This window comes from Nocardioides sp., assembly GCF_050699375.1.
Classification (GTDB): domain Bacteria; phylum Actinomycetota; class Actinomycetes; order Propionibacteriales; family Nocardioidaceae; genus Nocardioides.
On the sequence record NZ_JBOHDN010000264.1, the window covers coordinates 1 to 20,975 of the forward strand.

Sequence of the window (20,975 nt, forward strand, 5' to 3'; positions counted from 1 at the left end):
TGGAACCCGGGCACGCCATCGAGCAATCGCCACGCAGACACCGAGCCCGATTGGGGAGCCCGCGGCGCCATACGGTAATGTTCGCAGCGCTTCGGGCAGAGAGATTTGCCGGAGTTTCGGGCTGTGGCGCAGCTTGGTAGCGCACTTGACTGGGGGTCAAGGGGCCGCAGGTTCAAATCCTGTCAGCCCGACGTGTAAGCCCAGGTGAGAACCAGTTTCTCACCTGGGCTTCGTCGTATCCGGTGGCTGGCCCCTCGCCCGCGGACCGCGAAGTTCCCGGGAGTTCTAGGCAGGGTCAGAGATCCTCTCGTGCCGTGCATCCTCGTCGGTCGCGTCGTCATCGCTCGCCGGATACACGTCGTCGAGCACGCTCAGGAAGGCCTGGAGTGACACCGACTCGTTCTCGTCGGACCAGATCACGCCGTGCCGGAAGATCACGGGCTCACCGTCGAGCTCGACCCAGACGGCCGCCTCGGGGAGGACAGGGATGACCTCGGAGGTCATCAATGTGATGCCGGTGCCCGCGGCGACCATCGAAAGAATGAGGAACGGGTCGCTGACGGTCTGAGCCACTTCGGGAGTGAAGCCCGCAGACTGGCAGATCTGGCGAGCGATGACGGTCATGGACGAGTTTCCGTCGACCGGGCCCATGACGAACGGCTCGCCGCGCAGGTCGGACACCGACACTGGGCCATTGTCGGCAAGGGCATGATCGGCCGGCACGACGACACCGACGTGCTGCCGCGATATCTCCCGGGTGCGCAGCGGCGCTGGAATCTCGCTGACGAGACCGATGAAGGCGGCGTCCAGCTCCCCATTTCGTACGAGGCGGATCCCGTCGAAGGTGCGAACCCCGCCGACAAGCTGGAGGTCGATGGTGGGGAAGTCGCGGCGAAGGGCCTGGGCGAGTCGCGGCAAGGTCTGGTGGTTGTGTACGCCGGAGAAGCCGAGCCTGCAACGGCCGGTGGGCACGCCCTGCGCGCTTCGGGCGGCGTCGAGCGCGCTCCTCAGGGTGTGCAGAGTCCGGTACGCGAAGGGGAGGAGCGCCTCGCCTGAGGCGGTCAGTGCGACCGAGCGGGTGCTGCGCACGAAGAGTGGCGCTCCGACCTCGCGCTCGAGGCGTTGGATCACCTGGCTCAGCGGTGACTGCGCCATGTGCAGTCGTGCTGCTGCGCGGCCGAAGTGAAGCTCCTCCGCCACGGCTACGAACGCCTCGAGCCAGCGCACCTCCACTGTCGTGCCTCCAATTTTCTCCGTCGTCCCAGGGTCCCATTATGCACGAATCGCTCTATAGTCCCGGACTTATCTTGAATATGTTGCTGTTAAATCTTGTCTTGATGTTGCCTTCGCCACCACGATTCCGGTGAGACCCCACGCAGATCGAGGCACCGCCCTCAGCGACGCATGAACCCTAGATTCAAGGAGCAGCCCATGTCTCTCTTCGCCGTCACCTATCGCTACGCCGCCGGTTCCGCCACAGGTCGCGACGACCACCGGCCGAGCCACCTCGAGTTCCTGACGGGGTTGTACGAGACCGGCCGCCTGGTCGTCTCCGGACCTACCGACGCGAGCGGACCGGAGCCGGGCGCGCTGCTGATCGTGCGAGGTGAGTCTCTGGCCGAGGTCGAGAAGATCATGGCGCAGGATCCGTTCGCAGGGCGTGGCTACGTCGAGCGCACCGTGCGGTCGTGGGACCCGAAGTTCGGCGCCGACCGGCTCGCGCCGGCGACCGCGGACCTGAGCTGAGCGGGGGCATCATGCTGGCAGTGAGAACCGTCTCCGCGTGCACGCTGGAGTACGCCGAGGTGCCGAGGCCGAAGGTGGCTACGGACGAGGCGGTGGTGCAGATAGAGCACGTCACCCTGTGCGGGACGGACCTGCACATCTTCGAGGACGACTACACCTCGGAGCTGCCGCTCATCCAGGGCCACGAGCTCTCAGGGACGGTCGTCGAGGTAGCCGATGATGTTGCCGGCGTCGCGGTCGGTGACCGGGTGGCTGTCGACCCGCTCATCGCCTGCGGTGAATGCGCGACGTGTCGCAAGGGGCGGGGTCACGTCTGCCCCAACCTGATGGTGTTCGGGTGCTACTGCGACGGGGGCTTCGTGGAGTACCTCAGCGTGAGCGCCGACCGGCTGCACCGCATCCCCGATGGACTTCCGACCGAGCTCGGCGCCGTCGCAGAACCGACCGCGATCTCCCTCGAGTCTGTCACCCGCGGGCGCGCCGCTCCGGGGGAGACGGCGCTGGTGCTGGGATGCGGACCGATCGGCGCGTTGGCCACGTTGGCGCTGCACGACCTCGGCGCGACCGTCATCGCGGCTGACACGGTTCCCGACCGCCTCGACCTGGTACGGGAATTCGGCGCCTCGCACACGCTGCTCGTCGACGCGGCCTCCAGGTTCCCCACGGCTCAGCTTGCTGAAGTGCTCCGCGACGACTCGTCCGACGGGCCCGACCTCGTCATCGAGGCCACCGGCGTACCGGCGTCGCTCGCCAACGCCCTCGACGTGGTCGCGCCGGGCGGTCGCGTGGTGCAGGTCGGGATCTCCACCCGTCCCACCGGGTTCCCGCTCAAGGTGATCCCGTTCAAGGAGGTCGAGCTGCTGGGGAGCCGCAACAGCCAGGGGCTCATCCCGGAGGCGCTGAAGCTGATCGCGCGGCACCAGGACACAGTGCGGAGTCTCCTCACCCACAGGTTCGCCGTGAACGAGCTGGACCAGGCGTTCGCCACCATGCGTGCGACCGATCAGCGGGTCGGGAAGGTCCTCATCGACATGCCCGCCAAGGTGCAGGTGTGATCGTCACTCCCGTGAGCGCGCTGCCCGCCCGGGTCGACGTCGCCGTGATCGGCTCCGGGGCTGCGGGTCTGACCGCAGCCGTCCGTGCGGCAGACGCAGGCGCGAGCGTGGTCGTGCTGGAGAAGGCCGAGCGGCTCGGCGGCACCACCGCGGTCGGCGGCGGCGTCCTCTGGGCGCCCGCGAACCGGCTCGGCGCGGACGCGGGCTTCGCCGACTCGCGTGAGGATGCGATCGCGTACCTCGCAGCCGCGACCGAAGGCCGGCTCGATCGCGGTTGGGTCGAGTGGTACGTAGACACCGCTTCGGCAGCTGTCGACTATCTCACCGAGCAGACCCGAGTCTCGCTCACGCCGCTGAACCGGCCCGACTACCGGCTCCGGTGGCCGGGGGCGACGCAGGGCGGTCGAAGCCTGGACAACGACGCCTTCGATGTGGGAGCCGTCCCCGGCCTGAGTGAGGTGTTGCGACCCTCCAGCTACTTCCCGCTGCTGACGATGGCCGAGCGTGACGAGCTGAACGGCGCGGCGCCCGATGCCGCGCTGCTCGAGGAGCGGGAGAAGGCGGTGGTCCGAACCATGGGTGGCGCGCTGGTCGGGAGTCTCCTGGTGTCGGCGCTCGAGCGCGGTGTCCAGGTAACCACCGAGGCGCCGGTCACAGGGCTCGACGTCGATGAAGCAGGTGGCTGGCGGCTGGGCATCGGACAGAACCGAATGCGCATCGAGGCACGTTCAGTCGTCCTCGCATCCGGCGGCTTCGAGTGGAGCCCCGAGCTGCAACGCGCCTTCCTCCCGCACCCGATCACGCCGATCTCCGCACCCTCCAACGAAGGTGACGGCCTCCGCCTCGGGCTGAAGCTCGGCGCTGCCGTGGGGGAGATGACCTCATTCTGGGGGGTTCCGGTGATCACCCCGACGGAGCAGACCTACGACAGCCGGAGGTCTGGGCGGATGGGCAACGTCGAGATGACGTTGCCCGGATCCGTGACGGTCGGCGCCGATGGGCGACGATTCGTCAACGAGGCGCTGAACTACCATGACGTCTCCCAGGTCATGGGTGCCATCGACGAGCATCGCCTCGTAGCCAAGGGGCTGCCGGCCTGGCTGATCTTCGATACCCGATACCTCGACTCCTACCCGGTGGCCGGGTCTGGGCCGGGGGTGTCTCGCGAATGGATGGTCGCGGCGCCCAGCATCGCGGCACTTGCTGACCAGATCGGCCTCGACGCCGGCGTACTGACCGACGAGATCGCGCGCTTCAACGCCGACGCCGCGGCAGGTGAGGACAACGCCTTCGGCCGTGGCTCCTCGGCAGAGGACCGGTTCCTGGGCGATGAAGCGGTCACCCCGAACCCCTGTCTGCGTCCGCTGATCGAGGCGCCGTTCTACGCCGTCGCCCTGCACTGCGGAACGCTCGGCACCTCGGGCGGGCTGGTGACCGACAAGCACGCTCGGGTGCTCCGCTTCGACGGATCCGTGTTCGAGGGGCTCTACGCCGCCGGAAACGTCTCGGCCACCGTCTTCCGCGGCGCGTACCCCGGTGGTGGCTCCACGCTCGGCCCGGCGATCACCCGGGGCTATGCGGCTGGGTGCCACCTGGCGGACACGCTCTGAGCCTCCGAGGCGGGCAGCCCGGCGGTCGCCGGGTCTGTCCGCCTGGGTCCCGTCGGGCCGTGCCCACGTGGCCTATAACCGCCCGTCAGTAGGAGGCCCGACCGCCTGAGGCGTCATAGACGGCCCCGGTGGAGAAGCTGACCGCGTCCGAGCACAGCCACGCCACCAGCTCGGCGATCTCGTCCGGCCGCCCGAACCGACCCATCGGCGTCAACGACTGGGATCGGGCCAGAATCTCTGGGTCTGTCGCCGCGTTCATCGGGGTCTCGACGGCAGCGGGTGCTACCGAGTTGACCAGGACGCCGGTGGTGGCGAGCTCCTTGCCCAGGGACTTCGTGAGCGCGATTACGGCGGCTTTCGACGCCGAGTACGCGCTCTGTGTCGGATTCCCGTCCTTGGCTGCGATGCTGGCCAAGTTGACGATGCGGCCCCATCCGCGCTTGACCATCCCGGGCCCGAAGGCCCGACACATCAAGAAGGTCCCTTCGGTGTTGACCGCGAACGTCTGTCGCCAGGCAGCGGGTTCGAGGTCGAGGAGCGGCGCGGACGGACCGACCACGCCTGCGCTGTTGACCAGGATGTCGACGTCGCCGATCCGCGTCGCCAGAGCTGCGACGGACTCGGGATCGGCGACGTCGACGCGTTCGTCGGCGCCGGTCAGGTCGGCGGTCACAACCGATACGCCGGCCGCACGGAGCCGGGCGGATGTGGCGGCGCCGATGCCGCTTGCTCCGCCGGTGACGAGCGCGTGACGAGGAAGGGCCATCAGGTGCCTCACGATCTCAGAGTATGTGGCGGTGCCACATAAACGATTGGGGATTATGTACGCGGTCGACCGTACAGGTGAATGAATGGGAAAATTAAGCCGAAAACGCACAAAGTCAAAGTGCGATTCAGTGTTGGACAGGCTCAAGTGATGGCCCTCACACTCGTGGTGAACGCGTTCGGAGACATCGATCCCGTATCCAGCCCATGGCCGCATGGCCAGCCCGGGCGGAAGGACACCCACTATGAGCACAATCGACTCGGCCGCAACTTCGGCCCGCGGCAGCACCCTGAACGCCCGGCGTGCCGCCATCTCCGGCTTCCTCGGAAGCACCCTGGAGTACTACGACTTCTTCATCTACGGCTCGGCCGCCGCTCTGGTCTTCGGCTCCGTCTTTTTCCCCGGCGGCGGTGCCTCCGCGACGCTCCTCTCGATCAGCACGCTGGGCGTCGCGTACGTCGCCCGCCCGCTCGGCGCGGTTCTGTGGGGGCACCTCGGTGACCGGTTGGGGCGCCGCAAGACCCTGATGTCCTGCCTGCTGCTGATGGGTGTCTCCACCTTCATCATCGGCTGTCTGCCCACCTACGACCAGGTCGGCGTCGCCGCGCCGCTGCTGCTCGTCGCCCTGCGGCTGCTGCAGGGCCTGTCCGCGGGAGGCGAGTCGCCCGGCTCGGCGTCGTTGTCGATGGAGCACGCCCCGGACCACCGCCGGTCCTTCTTCGCCAGCTTCACGATGAGCGGGATCATGTTCGGGATCGTTCTCTCCAGCCTCGTCTTCATCCCGGTCTCGATGCTTCCCGATGAGGCCCTCTTCAGCTGGGGCTGGCGAATCCCGTTCTGGGTCAGCATCGCTCTCACGTTCACTGCCTTCTGGATCCGTCGTCAGCTCGAGGAGCCGGCCGTCTTCCAGGAGGCCAAGGTTCACGACGAGGTGGCCGAGGTTCCGCTCGTCGAGCTCTTCCGCGGCCACGGCGGTGCCGTCGTACGCATCATGTTCAGCTCCACCTTCACGATGATCAACACGATCGTGAACGTCTTCGCACTCGCTTACGCGGTCGAGCACAACGGCATCGAGCGGACCACGATGCTGTTTGCGATCGCCCTGGCGAACCTGGTCGCGGTGTTCACCCAGCCGTTCTACGGATGGCTGGCCGACAAGATCGGCCGCAAGCCGGTCTTCATCGGTGGAGTGCTCGGCGCGGGCGCGATGATGTTCGTCTACTTCAACGCGATCGGCACCGGCAACGTAGCGCTGGTCTTCATCAGCGGCGTGATTCTCCTCGGTGTCTTCTACGCCGCGCCCAACGGCAGCTACATGGCCTCCTTCCCCGAGCAGTTCCCGGCCAAGGTCCGCTACAGCGGGATGGCTATCGGTCTGATGCTCGGACTCCTTGCTTCCGGGTTCACCCCGGCCATCGCCCAGGCGATGACCGCCGGCGACACGGCGAACTGGCTGCCGGTCGCCTGGATGTGCCTCGGCTTCGCTGTTCTCTCGGCTGCCGCCTTCGCCACCGGGCCGGAGACATACCGCATCCCGACCGCCGAGCTCGGTCTGAAAGACCGGCGCCACAACCGTGATCGGGCACCTCTGGCCGGCCTCCAGAAGACGCCATGACGAACAGCCGACGACCGTCGCTTCCCCGCATCGGACACGAAGGATCCAGCTCATGCGCCACCACATAGGCCTGATCGGATCGGGCATCTCCACCTCGCTCTCGCCGGCGCTCCACACCCAGGAGGCCGTCGCGCTCGGGCTCGACGACTACCGCTATGCGCTGGTCGATCTGGAGCCGACCGGGCGCTCGCCCGAGGAGACGCCGGACGTCCTGAGGGAGGCCGTCGGTCTCGGCTACACGGGGTTCAACATCACCTATCCCTGCAAACAGGCTGTCCTGCCTGCCCTCGATGAGCTGAGCCAGGCCGCGCGGCTTCTCGGTGCGGTGAACACCGTGCAGGTCACGGAGGGCGGGCTGATCGGCCACAACACCGACCACAGCGGCTTTCTGAGCGCGTTCCGCAGGGTGCTGCGCGGCGCCGCTCTGGGCACGGTGGCCCAGACCGGCGCCGGCGGAGCGGGCACCGCGGTCGCCCACGCGCTGGCAGAGTCGGGCGTACGTCGCCTGGTTCTGGCCGATCCCGATCCTGTCCGGGCCGAGGAGGTCGCGGCGCGCATCTCACGTGCGCACCCCGGCTGCACGGTGGAACCGGTGGGCGCGGTCGAGCAGCTCGCCGACTGCGACGGCCTGGTCAACGCCTCGCCGGTGGGGATGGAGGGCCATCCCGGTACGCCGATCGAGGTCTCGGCCCTGCACCCGGGGCTCTGGGTGGCCGACATCGTCTACCGACCAGCCCCCACCGCACTCCTGGCCGCCGCGGAGCGTCTGGGCTGCCGCACCCTCTCGGGCCTGCACATGCTCGTGGACCAGGCCGCAGACACCTTCAGGATCCTCACCGGGACCACACCTGACCGAGACCGGATGCGGGCCCACCTGGAGTCACTTCTCGCCGACCGGCAGATGGTCTCCTGACCGGCCCTGACCGGCCTGACCACCTCACCCCATCGCACAAGCACCTGATCGAAACAAGGAGATACCTGTGACTGTCCCGCCGTACGCCGAGCCGCTCGCGCTGGGAGCGCTGACACTCCGCAACCGGTTCGTCTCGGCGCCCATGGAACGCAACTACTGCGAGCCTGACGGCACCATGACGCAGCGCTACATCGACTACCTCGCCCGGCGGGCAGAGGGCGGCACCGCACTCGTGTTCAGCGAGGCGACCTACGTCCGGGCAGACGGCAAGGGGCGCATCCGGCAGATGGGGGCCGACGTCGACGAACGGATCCCAGGGATCACCGCCCTCGCCGAGGCGGTGCACGCTCACGGCGCGCTGCTCGGCGTCGAGCTCAACCACGGCGGGCGAACCGCTCAGGGTGCGGTCAGCGGCTACACACCGGTGGCCCCCTCGCCGATCCGGTGCGACCTCGCCGGCGGCGAGATGCCCGAGGAGCTGGACAGCGACGACATCGAGCACCTGATCGAGTGCTACGGCGAGGCGGCGGCGCGCTGTCAGCAGGCGGGGGTCGATGTGATCAGCCTGCACAGCGGCCACGGCTACCTGATCCACCAGTTCCTGTCCCCGGCCTACAACCTGCGCCAGGACGAGTGGGCGGATCCCACGCTGTTCGTCAACCGGGTGATCGACGCGGTTCACCGGCACGCGCCGGGCATCGCGCTCGGTCTGCGGATTTCTGCGTTCGAGGGCATACCCGGCGGTCTGACCCCGGAGCTGACCCTCGAGCGGATGCGTGCTGTCGACACCGACCGCCTGGACTTCCTCGACGTGTCCGCGGGCAACTACGAGGCGGGCCAGTGGATCGTCCAGTCGGGGGAGTGGGAGCGTGGGATCCTCGCCGACTACGCTGCGCCCTACCGCGAGGAGTACGACTTCCCGATCGGGGTCGCCGGGCGGATCAACACCCCCGAGACCGCGGCCGACATCATCGGCTCCGGCAGGGCCGACTTCGTCAGCCTTGCCCGCGCTCTGCACGCCGACCCCGACCTTCCGACCCTCGCGATCGACGGCGGCCGCTATCGCCCCTGCATCGCCTGCAACTACTGCATCGACAGTCTCGCGCCCGGTGCGGTGCCGTGCACGGTGAACCCGTGGGTCGCACGAGAGGCCGAGCAGCCCAGGAAAGCCGCCCAAGGCTCGGCCCAAAGATCGGCCCAGCGGTCGGCCCGGGTCGCCGTCGTCGGTGCGGGCCCGTCCGGGTTGGGTGCCGCCCGCGAGCTGGCGCTGCTCGGTCACTCCGTGGAGATCTATGACGAGCGTGAGACGCCGGGCGGGGACTTCGCCCTGGCCTCCGGGCTACACGAGTATCCCGAGTACGGCCGCCTGCTGGACTGGCAGCTCGCCGAGCTGGCCGACCTCGAGGTGCCCATCCGGACCGGGGTGCGGGTCACGCCAGAGCTCTTCGCGACCGACGTGCCGGACGCGATCGTGCTCGCCACCGGCGGTGCCGGATTCGCGCCAGCGATGGCCGGGGCAGAGACCCGGACGGTGCGCGACGTACGTGACTTCCTTCTCGAGAAGGGCGACACACCCGAGCAGGTGACGATCTACGGTGCTGACCGGGAGGCGGCCGCGGTCGCCGACGACCTGCTGCTCGCGGGCGCTCACGTGGTGATGGTGGCGCCGCAGCAAGAGATCGCCCAGGACGTCGGACGTCGCGCCAAGATCGTCCTGCTGCCTCGTCTCGCCGAGGCGGAGAACCTCACCGCGCACCTCTCCGCCACCGTCGTTCGGGTCGAGGCGGACCGCCTCCTGATCCGCACCGAGGACGGGGAACGGTGGGTGGACGCGCCGGGTGAGCTCTTGATCTCCCACGGCATCGAGCCGCGCGACGCGCTCCTGCCCGAGTTGCGAGCCCTCGCTCCGCGCCTGGGTGTGTACGCCGTCGGCGACGCGAGCGGCAACGGCGGGTCGGTCCAGGCCGGGCTGGTCACCGGGGCCGACGCAGTCCTTGAGATCACCAAGGCCGTAGAGCTCCACGCAGAGGCGGTGACCGTATGAGCACGGATAAGGCACCGATGGGCCTGGGCACCTGGCCGCTCACCGGAGACGACGCGACCTCGATCGTTCGGAACGGTATCGAGGCGGGCTACCGCCTGATCGACACCGCTGCGGTCTACGAGAACGAGGAGGCGGTCGGTCGCGGCGTACGGGAGAGCGGTCTGCGGGACCAGCTCCTGATCACCTCCAAGCTGCGTGGCCGCGACCATCTCTCCGGGAAGATCCGGGAGGCGGTGGAGGAGAGCCTGCGCCGGCTCGGGGTGGAGCGGATCGATCTCTACCTCATCCACTGGCCGCTCCCGCGCTTCGACCGCTACGTCGTGGCTTACCAGGGGTTGTTGGAGTGCCGCGAGGCCGGACTGCTCGGCCAGGTCGGCGTCTCGAACTTCCTCGGTCACCATCTCGACCGGCTGGTCGAGGCCACAGGCGAGGCTCCGTACGTCAACCAGATCCAGCTCGATCCGACCCTGGCACGCACCGGCGTGCGCCGTGCCGCGGATGCGCTGGGCGTCCACACCCAGTCCTGGAGCCCGCTCGGCCGCGGCGACGCACTCAGCGCGCCGGCCGTGGGCGAGATCGCCGAGCAGCACGGCGCCACCACCGCGCAGGTCGTCCTGGCCTGGCACCGGGCCCACGGCCTCACCCCGGTCGTGCGCTCGTCGCGTCCCGAGCGGCTGGCCGAGAACCTGGCCGCCCTGGAGCTCCGCCTCACCGCCGAGGATGTCGGCCGTCTCGACCGGCTCGACCGCGGCGAAGAGGCTGCCCGTGACGTCGAGACCGAGGAGGCAATCTCATGACCCGAAGCACCACCAGCCCCCGCCTGCGGGTGGGGATCGTCGGTTGCGGCCGGATCGCCGGCAATCACGCCAACGCATTCCGCGCCGTGCCAGGGGTCGAGGTGGTCGGCTGCGCCGACCCCCAGCCCGGGCGCGCCGCCGACTTCGCCCGTGAGCATGGGCTGCCGGTCGCGGTCGAGACCGCCGAAGCCCTCATCGCCCAGGGCCTGGACGCCCTGACCGTCTGTACGCCGCACCCCGTCCACGAGCAGGTCGTGCTCGAGGCCGCCGCAGCCGGACTGCACGTGCTGTGCGAGAAGCCGGTCGCGGTGGACCTGGCCGCGGCCGACCGGATGATCGCTGCCACGGAGCGGGCAGGGGTCCGGTTCGGGGTGCTCTTCCAACGCCGCTTCTGGCCGGCCGCGCAGCGCATCCGCGCCGCGATCGACGACGGTCGTCTCGGCCGGCCAGTCCTCGGTGAGGTCACGGTCCTGCTCCATCGGCCGACCGACTACTACGCCGCCGACGCCTGGCGGGGCAGCTGGGAGACCGACGGCGGTGGCGTCTTGATGACCCAGGCGATCCATCAGATCGACATGCTGCAGTGGTTCCTCGGCCGGCCGACCCAGGTCAGCGGCTTCATCCGAACCCACATCCACGGGGACCACATCGAGACCGAGGACACCGCATCGGCCGTCGTGGCGTTCGAGTCCGGTGCAACCGCGACCATCACCGCGACCACCGGCACCAACCACAACCTCGGCAACAGGGTCACCGTCGTCGGGGAGACCGGCGCGGTCGCCAGCATCCTGGAGTTTCCCGAGGGTCACGAGGGAGCCAACGACATCTGGACCGTCCCGGGAGAGACCGGCTTCACCATGCCGTACGAGGCGAGTGCGCCGTCTCGCCCGCTGATCGGCGAGGTGAACACCGCGCTCGCGGACTTCCACACCCTCCAGGTGCAGGACTTCGCCGACGCGATTATCGAGGACCGCGACCCGGCGGTCACCGGACGCGACGCCCGCGCCTCGCTCGCGATCACCACTGGCGTCTATGAGTCTGCCCGGACGGGCACCGTCGTCGACCTGACCACCGCTCCGATAGGAGCAACCGCATGAGCGAGAGATATGACCTGGTCGTGGTCGGCTCCGGCGCGGGTGGGCTGGCCACGGCCGTCACCGCGGCGCACCACGGTGCCCGCGTGCTGGTGGTGGAGAAGGCCGAGACCTGCGGCGGCGCGACCGCATGGTCGGGAGGCTGGATGTGGACGCCGCGGCACCGGTTCGCCCGTGCTGCCGGTGTCCACGAGAGCATCGACGCACCCAAGACCTACCTCAAGCACCGCCTCGGGGAGCAGTACGACGAGGCTCGGATCGACGCCTACCTGCGCGCAGCCCCGGAGATGGTCGACTTCTTCGAGGAGAGCACCGCGCTCCAGTTCGTGCCTGGCGCGGGCATCGCCGACATCCACGGGGACACGCCCGGTGCCGCCGAGGGAAACCGGCAGGTGGCGCCGAAGCCGGTGCGGCTGACGAAGCTCGGCCCCGAGGTGGGCCGACTGTTGCGCCGGCAGATGTACGAGACCTCGTTCCTGGGGATGGGCATCATGGCTGGCGCGGACCTGCAGGCGTTCTTGCACGCCACCCGCTCCCCGCGGGCGTTCCTGCACTGCGCGGTCCGGGTCACCCGACACCTGTGGGACCTGCTGGTCCACCGGCGCGGCCAGTCCCTGGTGAACGGCACCGCGCTGATCGCGCGGCTGCTGCGCTCCGCCCTGGACGCCGGGGTGGAGATCAGGGTGCGCACGGCCGCGAGCGAGCTGGTCTGCGATGAGTCCGGACGGGTCAGCGGCGTACGTCTCCAAGGTCCGGAGGACACCTACACCGTCATGGCGGCCCAAGGGGTCGTCCTGGCCACAGGCGGCTTCAGCCACGACCAGGACCTCCGTCGGCGCCTCTTCCCGCGCACCCCGACCGGTGGTGAGCACTGGACGCTGCCGCCTTCAGGCACGTCGACCGGCGACGGGCTGCGCCTGGCCGAGTCCGCCGGTGGCCGGCTGGACCGTTCGGGAGCCTCGGTGGCCGCGTACTGCCCGGTCTCGCTGGTGCCTTACCCCAACGGGCGGACCGGCGTGTTCCCGCACATCCTCGACCGCGGCAAGCCCGGCGTGATCGGGGTGCTGGCGAGCGGTCGACGCTTCGTCAACGAGGCCAACGGCTATCACGACTACACCGTCGCGATGCTCGCCGCGACGCCCGAGGGCGAGGAGGTGTGCTCCTGGCTCATCGCGGACGCGACCTATATGAGGTTCTTCCCGCTCGGCATGGCGAAACCGTTCCCGGTGCCGACCTTCCCTTATCTGCGGTCGGGATATCTGAAGAAGGGCGACAGTCTGCGCGACCTGGCACTGAAGTGCGGGATCGACCCTGCCGGTCTCGAGGACACCGTCGAGGCGTTCAACGAGAACGCCCGCCAGGGGACCGACCCCGAGTTCGGGCGGGGCCGGACCCGGTTCAACCAGGGATCCGGCGATCCGGACAACCCGTGGCCGAACCCGAGCCTGGCGCCGTTGGAGATCGGGCCGTTCTATGCGGTCAAGGTGTTTCCCGGCAGCTTCGGCACCTTCGCCGGCCTGGTCACCGGCACCGACTCCCGGGTGCTAGACCACGCCGATCGGCCGATCGGCGGGTTGTATGCCGTCGGCGTCGATCAGAGCAACGTGCTCGGTGGCCACTACCCCTCCGGCGGGATCAACATCGGCCCGGCCATGACCTTCGGCTACCTCACCGGCCGTCACCTGGCCGCACCTGACCCAAGGACTGCATCGACCAAGGAGACCCACCGATGAGCATCCCGCTCGGGCTCGCCGCCCTCACCGTCCTTGACACCCCGCCGCTGGAGCAGATCGGCCTCGCCGAACGATGTGGCTACGACACCGTCGGGTTCCGCCTCCTGCCTGCCGCCCCGGGCACGGCTGCCTATCCGCTGCACCAGGAAACCGCTCACCTGCGTGACGTCAAGGCCCGCCTGGCCGACTCGCCGGTCACGGTCTTCGACGTGGAGATCATCCGGATCGACGCCGACTTCGACCTCGACCGGCACCACCGGCTCCTCGAGACATCGGCCGAGCTCGGCGCCCGGGCACTCCTTGTCGGTGCCGACGACCGTGACCTCGTGCGCCTCACGGACAGCTACGCCGCCCTCGCGGCGGCCTGCGAGCCCTACGGCCTCGCGGCAAGCCTGGAGTTCATGCCCTGGACGGCGGTCCCCGACGCCAGGACTGCCGTGGAGATCGTCGGCCGAGCAGACGGGCCGGCCCGCTCGGTGCTCGTCGACGCTCTCCACGCCGCGCGCTCCACCACCACCGTGGACGACCTGCGAACCATCCCCGCGGAGTGGATCCACTACGCACAGTTGTGCGATGGCACCGTGCCGGCGCCGGAGAGCGACCGGGAGCTCATCCATGACGCCCGCGAGCACCGACTCGTCCCCGGCGAGGGCGGCATCGACCTGGCAGAGATCTGGGCGAGCCTGCCAGCGGGCACTCCGATCAGCGTGGAGCTACCGAACGAGCCCGAGCGGATGGCCATGGGCACCGAGGCCTGGCTCGCGCACCTGGCCTCGAGCTCCCGGGACGTACTCGACCGTGCAGCCCGACTCCCGAGGAGGTAGGTCCCTGAGGGCGAAGGACCTGACCGGTTTTCGGTGACACCAGGAAAGTCGCCTGAGGGAGGATCCCGTCACCGGCCGAGTCTCGCGAGCGAGGCGGATGCCTCAGAGGTCGAAGTCGGCGATCACCGGACGGTGGTCCGAGCCGGGCTTGTCCTTGCGCGGTTTCGGGTCGTCGGTGATCGAAGGGGTCTTGCCGAGTGCTTTGGAGCCGGCGGAGGCGGAGGTGACCTTGTCGACGAGAGCCTTGGAGACCAGGATGTGGTCGATCAGCTCCGGGCGGCCCTGGTAGATACGGGAGTAGCGCTCCTTCTCCGGGATGAGCGGCGCGATGTTCCAGAGCCTGGTCGCGTCTCCCTTGTCGGGCTTCTCGTAGCCCCTGGTGCCGATCTCGGAGCCACCGGGCCCGAGGAGGATCTGGGTGGTGGCGGCGAGGGGGCCGTCGTTGAGATCGCCGGCTACGACGACGGCGTGACCGGCGCCGTCTCCGGCGAGGGAGATGTCCGCTCCGGCACGCAGCGCCGCGGCTTCGCCGGCACGTCGCGTGAGGGCGTAGAACCCGTACCGGGCACGCTCTCCCTCGTCCTTGGGGTTGAACCTGCCGCCGGGGAAGGAGAGGAGCTTCGACTTCAGGTGGGTGGAGATCACGGTGACCGTCGTGCCGCCGAGCTCGACCTGGGCGCGGAGCGCGGGGCGGCCCATCTCGTCGATCGTGGTTCCGTCGTCCTGGACCTGAACCGGCTGGAGGGTGTCGGGGAAGGCGGCTATCTGGTCGACGTCACTGAGCTCGGACTGGGCGATGACTCCCGCCCGGATGCCTCGGCCGTCGGGATCGGCCAGCGCTGTGTGCCAGGTGCCGTCGAGCTGCTTGACGAGGTCGTCGAGGGCGTCGGGGTCGCCGACCTCCTGGACGCAGAGTACGTCGGGGGAGAGGTCGTTGATGGTGGCCGCGAGGGTGGTCAGCTTCTGGTCGTACTCGTCGCGGGAGGACGGCCCATCCTGGCCGGGGCGGAAGAGGTTCTCGAGGTTCCAGGTGCCTATTCGTGATGTCATGCATCCACGCTCGGCCGAGGCGGGCAACCGCGCCGGAACGCGGGGTGACAACTAGCCGAAGATCGGTACGACGACCGCCCAACGCCCCAGACATCAAACGGCCTCGGTCGCTCAGGCGTCGAGATCCTGCGCGACGAGCGTGGCGATGGTGTCGACCGCGGCCTGGTCGGCGCCGGTGACCTCGACCTTGTCACCGTTGGCGGCGCCGAGGGTCATGATCAGCAGGGACGAGGCCGCGTCGACCGGCTCGCCACCGGGGACGGTGAGGGTGATCTCGGCGCCGAGCTCGTCGACCTTCTCGGAGATGATCGCGGCGGGGCGGGCGTGCAGGCCGACGGCGGAGCCGACGGTGACGGTCTTGGTGGGCATGGTGCTCCTTCGATGGATGGTTCGGGACGTACGGTTCGGGACGTACGGAGGGTCAGCCGGTCGCGCCGGCCGGGACCGGAGCGCGGCCGATGGACTTGAGGGCGATCACGGTGCCGGCGCCGACGATCACGCCGGCGGCCAGCGCGATCAGGTAGCCGAGCACGTTGGTGACGGCGAAGAGGACGAAGATGCCGCCGTGGGGTGCGCGTACGCCGACCTCGAAGAGCTGGGAGAGCCCGCCGGTCACGGCGCTGCCGACCATGATCGCCGGGATGACGCGCATCGGGTCGCCCGCGGCGAAGGGGATGGCTCCTTCGGTGATGAACGAGGCGCCGAGCAGCCAGCCGGCCTTGCCGTTCTCGTGCTCCGCGGGGGTGAAGAGCTGGGGACGTACGACGGTGGCCAGCGCCAGCGCGATCGGCGGGACCATGCCGGCGAGCATGACCGCGGCCATGATCCGCAGCTCGGGCGCGTTGGCGGCGAGCGAGGCGGCGCCGACGCCGGTCGCGGCGAAGCTGTAGGCGACCTTGTTGAGCGGCCCGCCCATGTCGAAGGCCATCATCAGGCCGAGCACCGCGCCGAGTGCGACCGCGCTGGAGCCGTCGAGGGCACCCAGACCGTCGGTGAGCCGCTCCATCAGCCAGTTGATCGGCTTGCCGAGGACGACGATCATCACCAGACCGGCCAGGATCGAGGTCACCAGCGGGATCACCAGGACCGGCATCAGGCCGCGCGCCCAGCTCGGCACCCGCCAGCCGCTGACCCAGTGGGCGATCACACCGGCGAGCACGCCGCCGGCGATCGCGCCGAGGAAGCCGGTCGCGGGCGCGGCGACATCGTCGGCGTTGACGACGCCGAACAGGTTGGTGGCGAGGGCGCCCATGATGAAGCCGGGAGCGATGCCGGGGCGGTCGGCGATGGCGTACGCGATATAGCCCGCCAACGCCGGGATGAACAGCATGAACGCGGTCTTGCCGATGACGAAGAACAGCGCGCCCAGGTAGACGGCGAGGCCGCTGTCGAAGAGGGCATGCTCGAGACCGAGAGCCTGTACGTCGGGGAGGTTGGTGAGCGTGTTGTCGACCATGACCGCGCCGTAGACGTCGGTGATGTCGTAGCCGCCGAGCAGGAAGCTCAGCGCGATCAGCAGGCCGCCGGCGGCGACGAACGGGATCATGTAGGACACACCGGTCATCAGGATGCGGCGGGTCCGTGCGCCCCAGCTCTCGGAGGCTGTGGCGGCGGAGTCGGACCGTTCGCTCGGTCCGGAGGACTCGACCCGGGCCGCGTTCGGGTCCGAAGCGGCGGCGAGCGCCTCACTGATCATCGCGTCGGCGTCGTCGATCGGACGCTTCACGCCGGAGGAGACCAACGGCTTCCCGGCGAACCGACCTCGGTCGCGTACGCCGACGTCGACGGCGAAGATCGCCGCATCGGCGTTGGCGATCGTCTCGGCGGGCAGCGGTGTCGCCCCGGCCGATCCCTGGGTCTCGACCGCGATCTCCACGCCGGCGCGCGCGGCCGCGGACTCGAGGGCCTCGGCCGCCATGTAGGTGTGGGCGATGCCGGTCGGGCAGGCGGTCACCGCGACCAGGGAGCGCTTCTCCGCCGCAGCCGGGGCCGGGGCAGGCTCCGGCGTCTTGCTCTGGGCTGAGGCCGGCACGTCGCCGACCGCTTCGAGGATGGTCTGGGCAGCCTGCTCGGCCGAGTCGGTCTCGCGCAGGGTCTGGCCGAACTCAGGGCGGGCCAGGGCACGGGCCAGCTTGGTCAGGATGGTCAGATGGGTGGCGTCGCCGCCCGCGGGCGCCCCGATCAGGAAGGCGAGGTCGGCGGGGCCGTCCTTGCCGCCGAAGTCGACCGGTGGAGAGAGCCGGGCGAAGGCCACCACGGGCTCATCGACCCCGGACGTACGGCAGTGCGGGATCGCCAGGCCGCCGGGGAGGCCGGTGGCGGAGACCTCCTCGCGGGCCAGCGCGTCGGCGACGAGCGCGTCGAGGTCGGTGGCCCGGCCGGAGTCGGCCACGCGCTGGGCCAGGGCACGGATCACGTCGTGCTTGTCGGGGCCGAGGTCGGCGTCGAGGGCGACGAGCTCGGGGGCGATGATTGCGGACATCAGAGTCCTCCGGTGATGGGGTCGAGGTCGCGTACGGACACGAGGTCGGCATGGACCTGGGGTGGGGTGGGGAGGGTGGTGCCGGGGAGGCCGGCGGCTGCACTGCCGTACGCGACGGCGAGCCCGAGACGTTCGGGGGCGGAGAGTCCGCGCAGGTCGGCGAGGAGATAGCCGAACAGCGCGCTGTCCCCGGCGCCGACCGTGCTGACGACCTCGGTGGGCGGCGGGGTGGCGTGCCACGTACCTTCCGCGGAGACGAGGACGGCGCCGTTTCCGCCGAGGGTCGCGAGCACGGCGGTGACCCCGCGGCCGACCAGGGTCCGGGCTGCCGCTGCTGCGGCGGCCGGGTCGTCGAGGGAGTCGGATCCGGTGATGGAGGCCAGCTCCTCTGCGTTGGGCTTGAGCAGGTCGGGTGCGCCGGCGGGGAGCGCGGCGGCGAGCGCCTCGAGGGGTGCCTCGCTGGTGTCGACGGCGATGCGGGTGCCGGTGGACCTGAGCGCGCTCACGACCTCGGCGTACCAACCGGACGGCGCCTCGGGCGGGAGCGATCCGGCGAGGACGACCCAGCGGGCCTGCTCGGCCTCCTTGACCAGCCGCGCCGCCAGGGCCTCGAGCAACGCGGGGGTCGCGGTGGCGCCCGGTCCGTTCAGCTTGGTGGTGGTGCCGTCGGGCTCGGTCACGGTCGTGTTGATCCGCGGCCGGCCGGCAGGTCCGACGGTGACCACGTCGAGCCCCGAGGCCCGCAGCTCGGTGACCATCGGGTCCAGCTCGGGGCAGGGGAGCACGGCGCGGGTGGGAACGCCCGCGGCGTACGCGGCTCCGGAGATGTTCACGCCCTTGCCGCCGGGCTGCGAGGTGGTGGTGTGGGCGCGCAGCACCTCGCCGCGTCGCAGCGGGCTGGTGAGCATCACGGTGTGGTCGATGCTCGGGTTGGCGGTCAGGGTGACGATCATGCGATCAGCACCTCCAGGCCGCTCTCGCGGAGCTCGGCGGCGACGTCGTCGTCGATGTCGCTGTCGGTGACCAGCACGTCGACGTTGCCCAGTGCGGCGAAGCGGAGCGTGGTCTCGACGCCGATCTTGCTGGAGTCGGTGAGGCACACGACCCGGCGGACGGCTTTGACCAGCGCGCGCTTGGTCGCGGCCTCCTCGTGGTCGGGGGTGGAGAGGCCGTGGGCCAGCGTCAGCCCGTTGGTCGCCACGAAGCCGACGTCGACCCGAAGCCTGCTCAGCGCGTCGACCGTCTCGGCTCCGACCGCCGCCTGGGTGGCCGGCCGGACGCGACCGGGCAGCAGGTGGAGCTCGATCTGCGCGCTGCCGGCCAGCACGGCGGCGACGGGGACCGCGTGGGTCACCACGGTGAGCTGGTGGTCGCGCGGCAGGGCGTGGGCGAACCTGCTGGTCGTCGTACCGGCGTCGATCGCGATGGTGCCGCCGGCGGTGGGGAGGAGCGCGAGCGCGGCCCGGGCGATGCGGTCCTTCTGCGCGGTGTAGGCCTGCTCCCGCTCGCCCAGCGCGGACTCGAGCACGGCCATGGTCTCCACGGGCACCGCGCCACCGTGGACGCGGCGGACCAGGCCTCGTCGCTCCAGCGTCGAGAGGTCCCGCCTCACGGTCTCGGTGGTGACCTCGAAGCGCTCGGCGATGTCGGCCACGGATATCCGCCCGCGCTCGGCGACGAGACGGGCCGTCGCGATCTGTCGCTCCTCGGCGTACATCGCGGCCTCCTTCGTGATCGATGTGGTTTCGGGTGGGTTTCGGGGTTGTGAATGCCCACATATGTTGTTTTATGCCCGAATGTGTTGACTCGTCAAGGGGTTAGGGCAGATATTTGTGGCCATGGTCACGTCTCACTCATCTGTCCTCTCCGGCACTCCGGTGGTCCCGGGGATCGTGCTGGCGCCCGTCCACGTGGTGCGCACCGAGGTCGATCCCGCCGCGATCGAGGCCTTCGAACGGCGTGGTTTCGACCAGCCCGAGGACGGCCTCGCGGCGTACGAAGCAGCCGCCACCGCCGTCGCCGACGGGTACGCCCGCCGGGCCGAGAAAGCCTCGGGAGCAGCCGCCTCCGTCCTGAGCGCGAGCGCCGGCCTGGCCCGGGACAAGGGACTTCGGGTCGCCGTGGAGAAGCACCTGCGCGCCGGGGAGGGACTGGTCGCCTCGGTCGCGGCGGCGGTGGAGCAGTTCGCCACGCTGTTCAGCGGGATGGGTGGCCTGATGGCCGAGCGGGTCACCGACCTGCGCGACATCGAGCGCCGAGTCCTTGCCCAGCTTGCCGGCGAGCCGGAGCCGGGCGTGGACGTGCCCGAGGGACGATGCGTGCTGGTCGCCGCAGACCTGGCGCCCTCCGACACCGCCGCCCTCGACCCGGCCCGCGTGGTCGCGCTGGTCACCGAGCGGGGCGGCCCCACCAGCCACACCGCGATCATCGCCCGCCAGCTCGGCATCCCGTGCCTGGTCGGCGTGGCCGGCGCGACCGGCATCGCCGCGGGCACCACTGTGCTCGTCGACGGCCAGGCCGGCACCGTCGACCTGGAGCCGGGCCCGGACGCCGCCGCCCGCGCCGGGGCAGACCTCGCTCGGCGCCAGGCGATCGCCGCCTGGACCGGCCCCGGCCGCACCGCCGACGGCCACCCCGTGGCACTGCTCGCCAACGTCGCCGACGGCTCCTCGGCACGCGACGCGGCCGCCGGCCAGGTCGAGGGCGTGGGCCTCTTCCGCACCGAGCTCTGCTTCCTCGACCGCCGCGAGGAGCCCACCGTGGCCGAGCAGACCGACGTCTACGCCGAGGTGCTCGCGCCCTTCGCGGGCCGCGGCCACGTCGTCGTACGCACCCTGGACGCGGGCTCTGACAAGCCGATCGCCTTCGCGACCCACGAGGGCGAGGAGAACCCGGCCCTGGGCGTACGCGGCCTGCGGCTCGCCGCCGACAACCCCGGCCTGCTCGAGCGTCAGCTCGACGCCATCGCGATCGCCGCCGAGCGCACCGGCGCGGACACCTGGGTGATGGCGCCGATGGTCGCCACCGTCCAGGAGGCCGCCGACTTCGCCGCCCTGGTCCGCGTCCGCGGCCTCAAGCCGGGCGTCATGGTCGAGGTGCCGGCAGCAGCGCTGATGGCCCACCGGATGCTGGAGGTCGTCGACTTCCTCTCGATCGGCACCAACGACCTGACCCAGTACGCCATGGCGGCCGACCGGCTGGCCACCGACCTCGCCCACCTCACCGATCCCTGGCAGTCCGCGGTGC

The 20,975-nt window shown here is 70.1% G+C and carries 18 protein-coding genes and 1 tRNA gene; 12 read left to right on the forward strand and 7 right to left on the reverse strand.

Annotated elements, in window-relative coordinates; all coding sequences use genetic code 11:
- Positions 1–117: 117 nt before the first annotated feature.
- A tRNA-Pro gene (locus tag ACRDPS_RS19160) sits at positions 118–191 on the forward strand.
- A gap of 94 nt (positions 192–285) precedes the next feature.
- On the opposite strand, the gene ACRDPS_RS19165 is transcribed toward ACRDPS_RS19160, so the two are convergent.
- On the reverse strand, positions 286–1,233 hold the full coding sequence (locus tag ACRDPS_RS19165) for a LysR family transcriptional regulator (RefSeq protein WP_431503252.1): 948 nt from the start codon (positions 1,231–1,233) through the stop codon (positions 286–288).
- A gap of 198 nt (positions 1,234–1,431) precedes the next feature.
- On the opposite strand from ACRDPS_RS19165, the gene ACRDPS_RS19170 reads away from it, so the two are divergent.
- The 3 genes from ACRDPS_RS19170 to ACRDPS_RS19180 are packed head-to-tail and all read left to right on the forward strand — an operon-like array spanning position 1,432 to position 4,411.
- On the forward strand, positions 1,432–1,746 hold the full coding sequence (locus tag ACRDPS_RS19170) for a YciI family protein (RefSeq protein WP_431503253.1): 315 nt from the start codon (positions 1,432–1,434) through the stop codon (positions 1,744–1,746).
- 20 nt (positions 1,747–1,766) lie between these two features.
- Complete coding sequence (locus ACRDPS_RS19175; RefSeq protein ID WP_431503254.1) at positions 1,767–2,801, forward strand: zinc-dependent alcohol dehydrogenase; 1,035 nt, start codon at positions 1,767–1,769, stop codon at positions 2,799–2,801.
- The gene (locus ACRDPS_RS19180) at positions 2,798–4,411 is read left to right on the forward strand and encodes an FAD-dependent oxidoreductase (RefSeq protein ID WP_431503255.1); all 1,614 of its coding nucleotides are present in this window, start codon (positions 2,798–2,800) and stop codon (positions 4,409–4,411) included. Before ACRDPS_RS19175 ends, ACRDPS_RS19180 begins: the two co-directional genes overlap by 4 nt.
- An 85-nt stretch (positions 4,412–4,496) precedes the next feature.
- Here the strand turns inward: ACRDPS_RS19180 and ACRDPS_RS19185 are convergent, their stop codons facing one another.
- Positions 4,497–5,189: an SDR family NAD(P)-dependent oxidoreductase gene (locus ACRDPS_RS19185; protein ID WP_431503256.1), complete on the reverse strand. Its 693-nt coding sequence runs from the start codon at positions 5,187–5,189 to the stop codon at positions 4,497–4,499.
- A 232-nt stretch (positions 5,190–5,421) separates the two neighbouring features.
- On the opposite strand from ACRDPS_RS19185, the gene ACRDPS_RS19190 reads away from it, so the two are divergent.
- The 7 genes from ACRDPS_RS19190 to ACRDPS_RS19220 all read left to right on the forward strand — a co-directional run bounded on the left by ACRDPS_RS19190 (position 5,422) and on the right by ACRDPS_RS19220 (position 14,197).
- Complete coding sequence (locus tag ACRDPS_RS19190) at positions 5,422–6,792, forward strand: MFS transporter (protein WP_431503257.1); 1,371 nt, start codon at positions 5,422–5,424, stop codon at positions 6,790–6,792.
- Between the two features lie 52 nt (positions 6,793–6,844).
- The gene (locus ACRDPS_RS19195) at positions 6,845–7,705 is read left to right on the forward strand and encodes a shikimate dehydrogenase (RefSeq protein WP_431503258.1); all 861 of its coding nucleotides are present in this window, start codon (positions 6,845–6,847) and stop codon (positions 7,703–7,705) included.
- A gap of 67 nt (positions 7,706–7,772) precedes the next feature.
- Positions 7,773–9,749 carry an FAD-dependent oxidoreductase gene (locus tag ACRDPS_RS19200; RefSeq protein ID WP_431503259.1) on the forward strand — a complete coding sequence of 659 codons (1,977 nt, stop codon included), beginning with the start codon at positions 7,773–7,775 and terminating at the stop codon, positions 9,747–9,749.
- Complete coding sequence (locus ACRDPS_RS19205) at positions 9,746–10,546, forward strand: aldo/keto reductase (RefSeq protein ID WP_431503260.1); 801 nt, start codon at positions 9,746–9,748, stop codon at positions 10,544–10,546. Before ACRDPS_RS19200 ends, ACRDPS_RS19205 begins: the two co-directional genes overlap by 4 nt.
- A complete protein-coding gene (locus tag ACRDPS_RS19210; protein WP_431503261.1) occupies positions 10,543–11,643 on the forward strand; it encodes a Gfo/Idh/MocA family protein in 1,101 nt (366 codons plus the stop codon). Before ACRDPS_RS19205 ends, ACRDPS_RS19210 begins: the two co-directional genes overlap by 4 nt.
- Positions 11,640–13,373: an FAD-dependent oxidoreductase gene (locus ACRDPS_RS19215; RefSeq protein ID WP_431503262.1), complete on the forward strand. Its 1,734-nt coding sequence runs from the start codon at positions 11,640–11,642 to the stop codon at positions 13,371–13,373. Before ACRDPS_RS19210 ends, ACRDPS_RS19215 begins: the two co-directional genes overlap by 4 nt.
- Positions 13,370–14,197, forward strand: coding sequence for a sugar phosphate isomerase/epimerase family protein (locus ACRDPS_RS19220; protein WP_431503263.1), 828 nt, complete (start codon positions 13,370–13,372; stop codon positions 14,195–14,197). Before ACRDPS_RS19215 ends, ACRDPS_RS19220 begins: the two co-directional genes overlap by 4 nt.
- A gap of 102 nt (positions 14,198–14,299) precedes the next feature.
- On the opposite strand, the gene ACRDPS_RS19225 is transcribed toward ACRDPS_RS19220, so the two are convergent.
- From ACRDPS_RS19225 to ACRDPS_RS19245, 5 genes are all read right to left on the reverse strand, one after another.
- A complete protein-coding gene (locus ACRDPS_RS19225; protein ID WP_431503264.1) occupies positions 14,300–15,247 on the reverse strand; it encodes an endonuclease/exonuclease/phosphatase family protein in 948 nt (315 codons plus the stop codon).
- Positions 15,248–15,358: 111 nt separating this feature from the next.
- Entirely contained in the window at positions 15,359–15,616 is a 258-nt protein-coding gene (locus ACRDPS_RS19230; protein ID WP_431503265.1) for an HPr family phosphocarrier protein, read from the reverse strand.
- Between the two features lie 52 nt (positions 15,617–15,668).
- A complete protein-coding gene (locus ACRDPS_RS19235; RefSeq protein WP_431503269.1) occupies positions 15,669–17,732 on the reverse strand; it encodes a PTS fructose transporter subunit IIABC in 2,064 nt (687 codons plus the stop codon).
- Positions 17,729–18,682, reverse strand: a complete 954-nt coding sequence (locus ACRDPS_RS19240; RefSeq protein WP_431503266.1) for a 1-phosphofructokinase family hexose kinase — start codon at positions 18,680–18,682, stop codon at positions 17,729–17,731. The genes ACRDPS_RS19235 and ACRDPS_RS19240 overlap by 4 nt, the downstream gene beginning before the upstream one ends.
- A complete protein-coding gene (locus tag ACRDPS_RS19245) occupies positions 18,679–19,446 on the reverse strand; it encodes a DeoR/GlpR family DNA-binding transcription regulator (RefSeq protein ID WP_431503267.1) in 768 nt (255 codons plus the stop codon). The genes ACRDPS_RS19240 and ACRDPS_RS19245 overlap by 4 nt, the downstream gene beginning before the upstream one ends.
- 121 nt (positions 19,447–19,567) lie before the next feature.
- On the opposite strand from ACRDPS_RS19245, the gene ACRDPS_RS19250 reads away from it, so the two are divergent.
- Positions 19,568–20,975 (forward strand): putative PEP-binding protein (locus tag ACRDPS_RS19250; protein ID WP_431503268.1); only part of this gene is annotated, 1,408 nt, incomplete at its 3' end.

Excerpts from the sequence above, each read along its gene's own strand:
- ACRDPS_RS19240 (WP_431503266.1), bottom strand. The coding sequence starts at position 18,682 with ATGATCGTCACCCTGACCGCCAACCCGAGCATCGACCACACCGTGATG.
- ACRDPS_RS19220 (WP_431503263.1), top strand. The coding sequence starts at position 13,370 with ATGAGCATCCCGCTCGGGCTCGCCGCCCTCACCGTCCTTGACACCCCG.
- ACRDPS_RS19245 (WP_431503267.1), bottom strand. The coding sequence starts at position 19,446 with ATGTACGCCGAGGAGCGACAGATCGCGACGGCCCGTCTCGTCGCCGAG.
- ACRDPS_RS19170 (WP_431503253.1), top strand. The coding sequence starts at position 1,432 with ATGTCTCTCTTCGCCGTCACCTATCGCTACGCCGCCGGTTCCGCCACA.
- ACRDPS_RS19215 (WP_431503262.1), top strand. The coding sequence starts at position 11,640 with ATGAGCGAGAGATATGACCTGGTCGTGGTCGGCTCCGGCGCGGGTGGG.
- ACRDPS_RS19205 (WP_431503260.1), top strand. The coding sequence starts at position 9,746 with ATGAGCACGGATAAGGCACCGATGGGCCTGGGCACCTGGCCGCTCACC.
- ACRDPS_RS19195 (WP_431503258.1), top strand. The coding sequence starts at position 6,845 with ATGCGCCACCACATAGGCCTGATCGGATCGGGCATCTCCACCTCGCTC.
- ACRDPS_RS19190 (WP_431503257.1), top strand. The coding sequence starts at position 5,422 with ATGAGCACAATCGACTCGGCCGCAACTTCGGCCCGCGGCAGCACCCTG.
- ACRDPS_RS19230 (WP_431503265.1), bottom strand. The coding sequence starts at position 15,616 with ATGCCCACCAAGACCGTCACCGTCGGCTCCGCCGTCGGCCTGCACGCC.
- ACRDPS_RS19225 (WP_431503264.1), bottom strand. The coding sequence starts at position 15,247 with ATGACATCACGAATAGGCACCTGGAACCTCGAGAACCTCTTCCGCCCC.
- ACRDPS_RS19210 (WP_431503261.1), top strand. The coding sequence starts at position 10,543 with ATGACCCGAAGCACCACCAGCCCCCGCCTGCGGGTGGGGATCGTCGGT.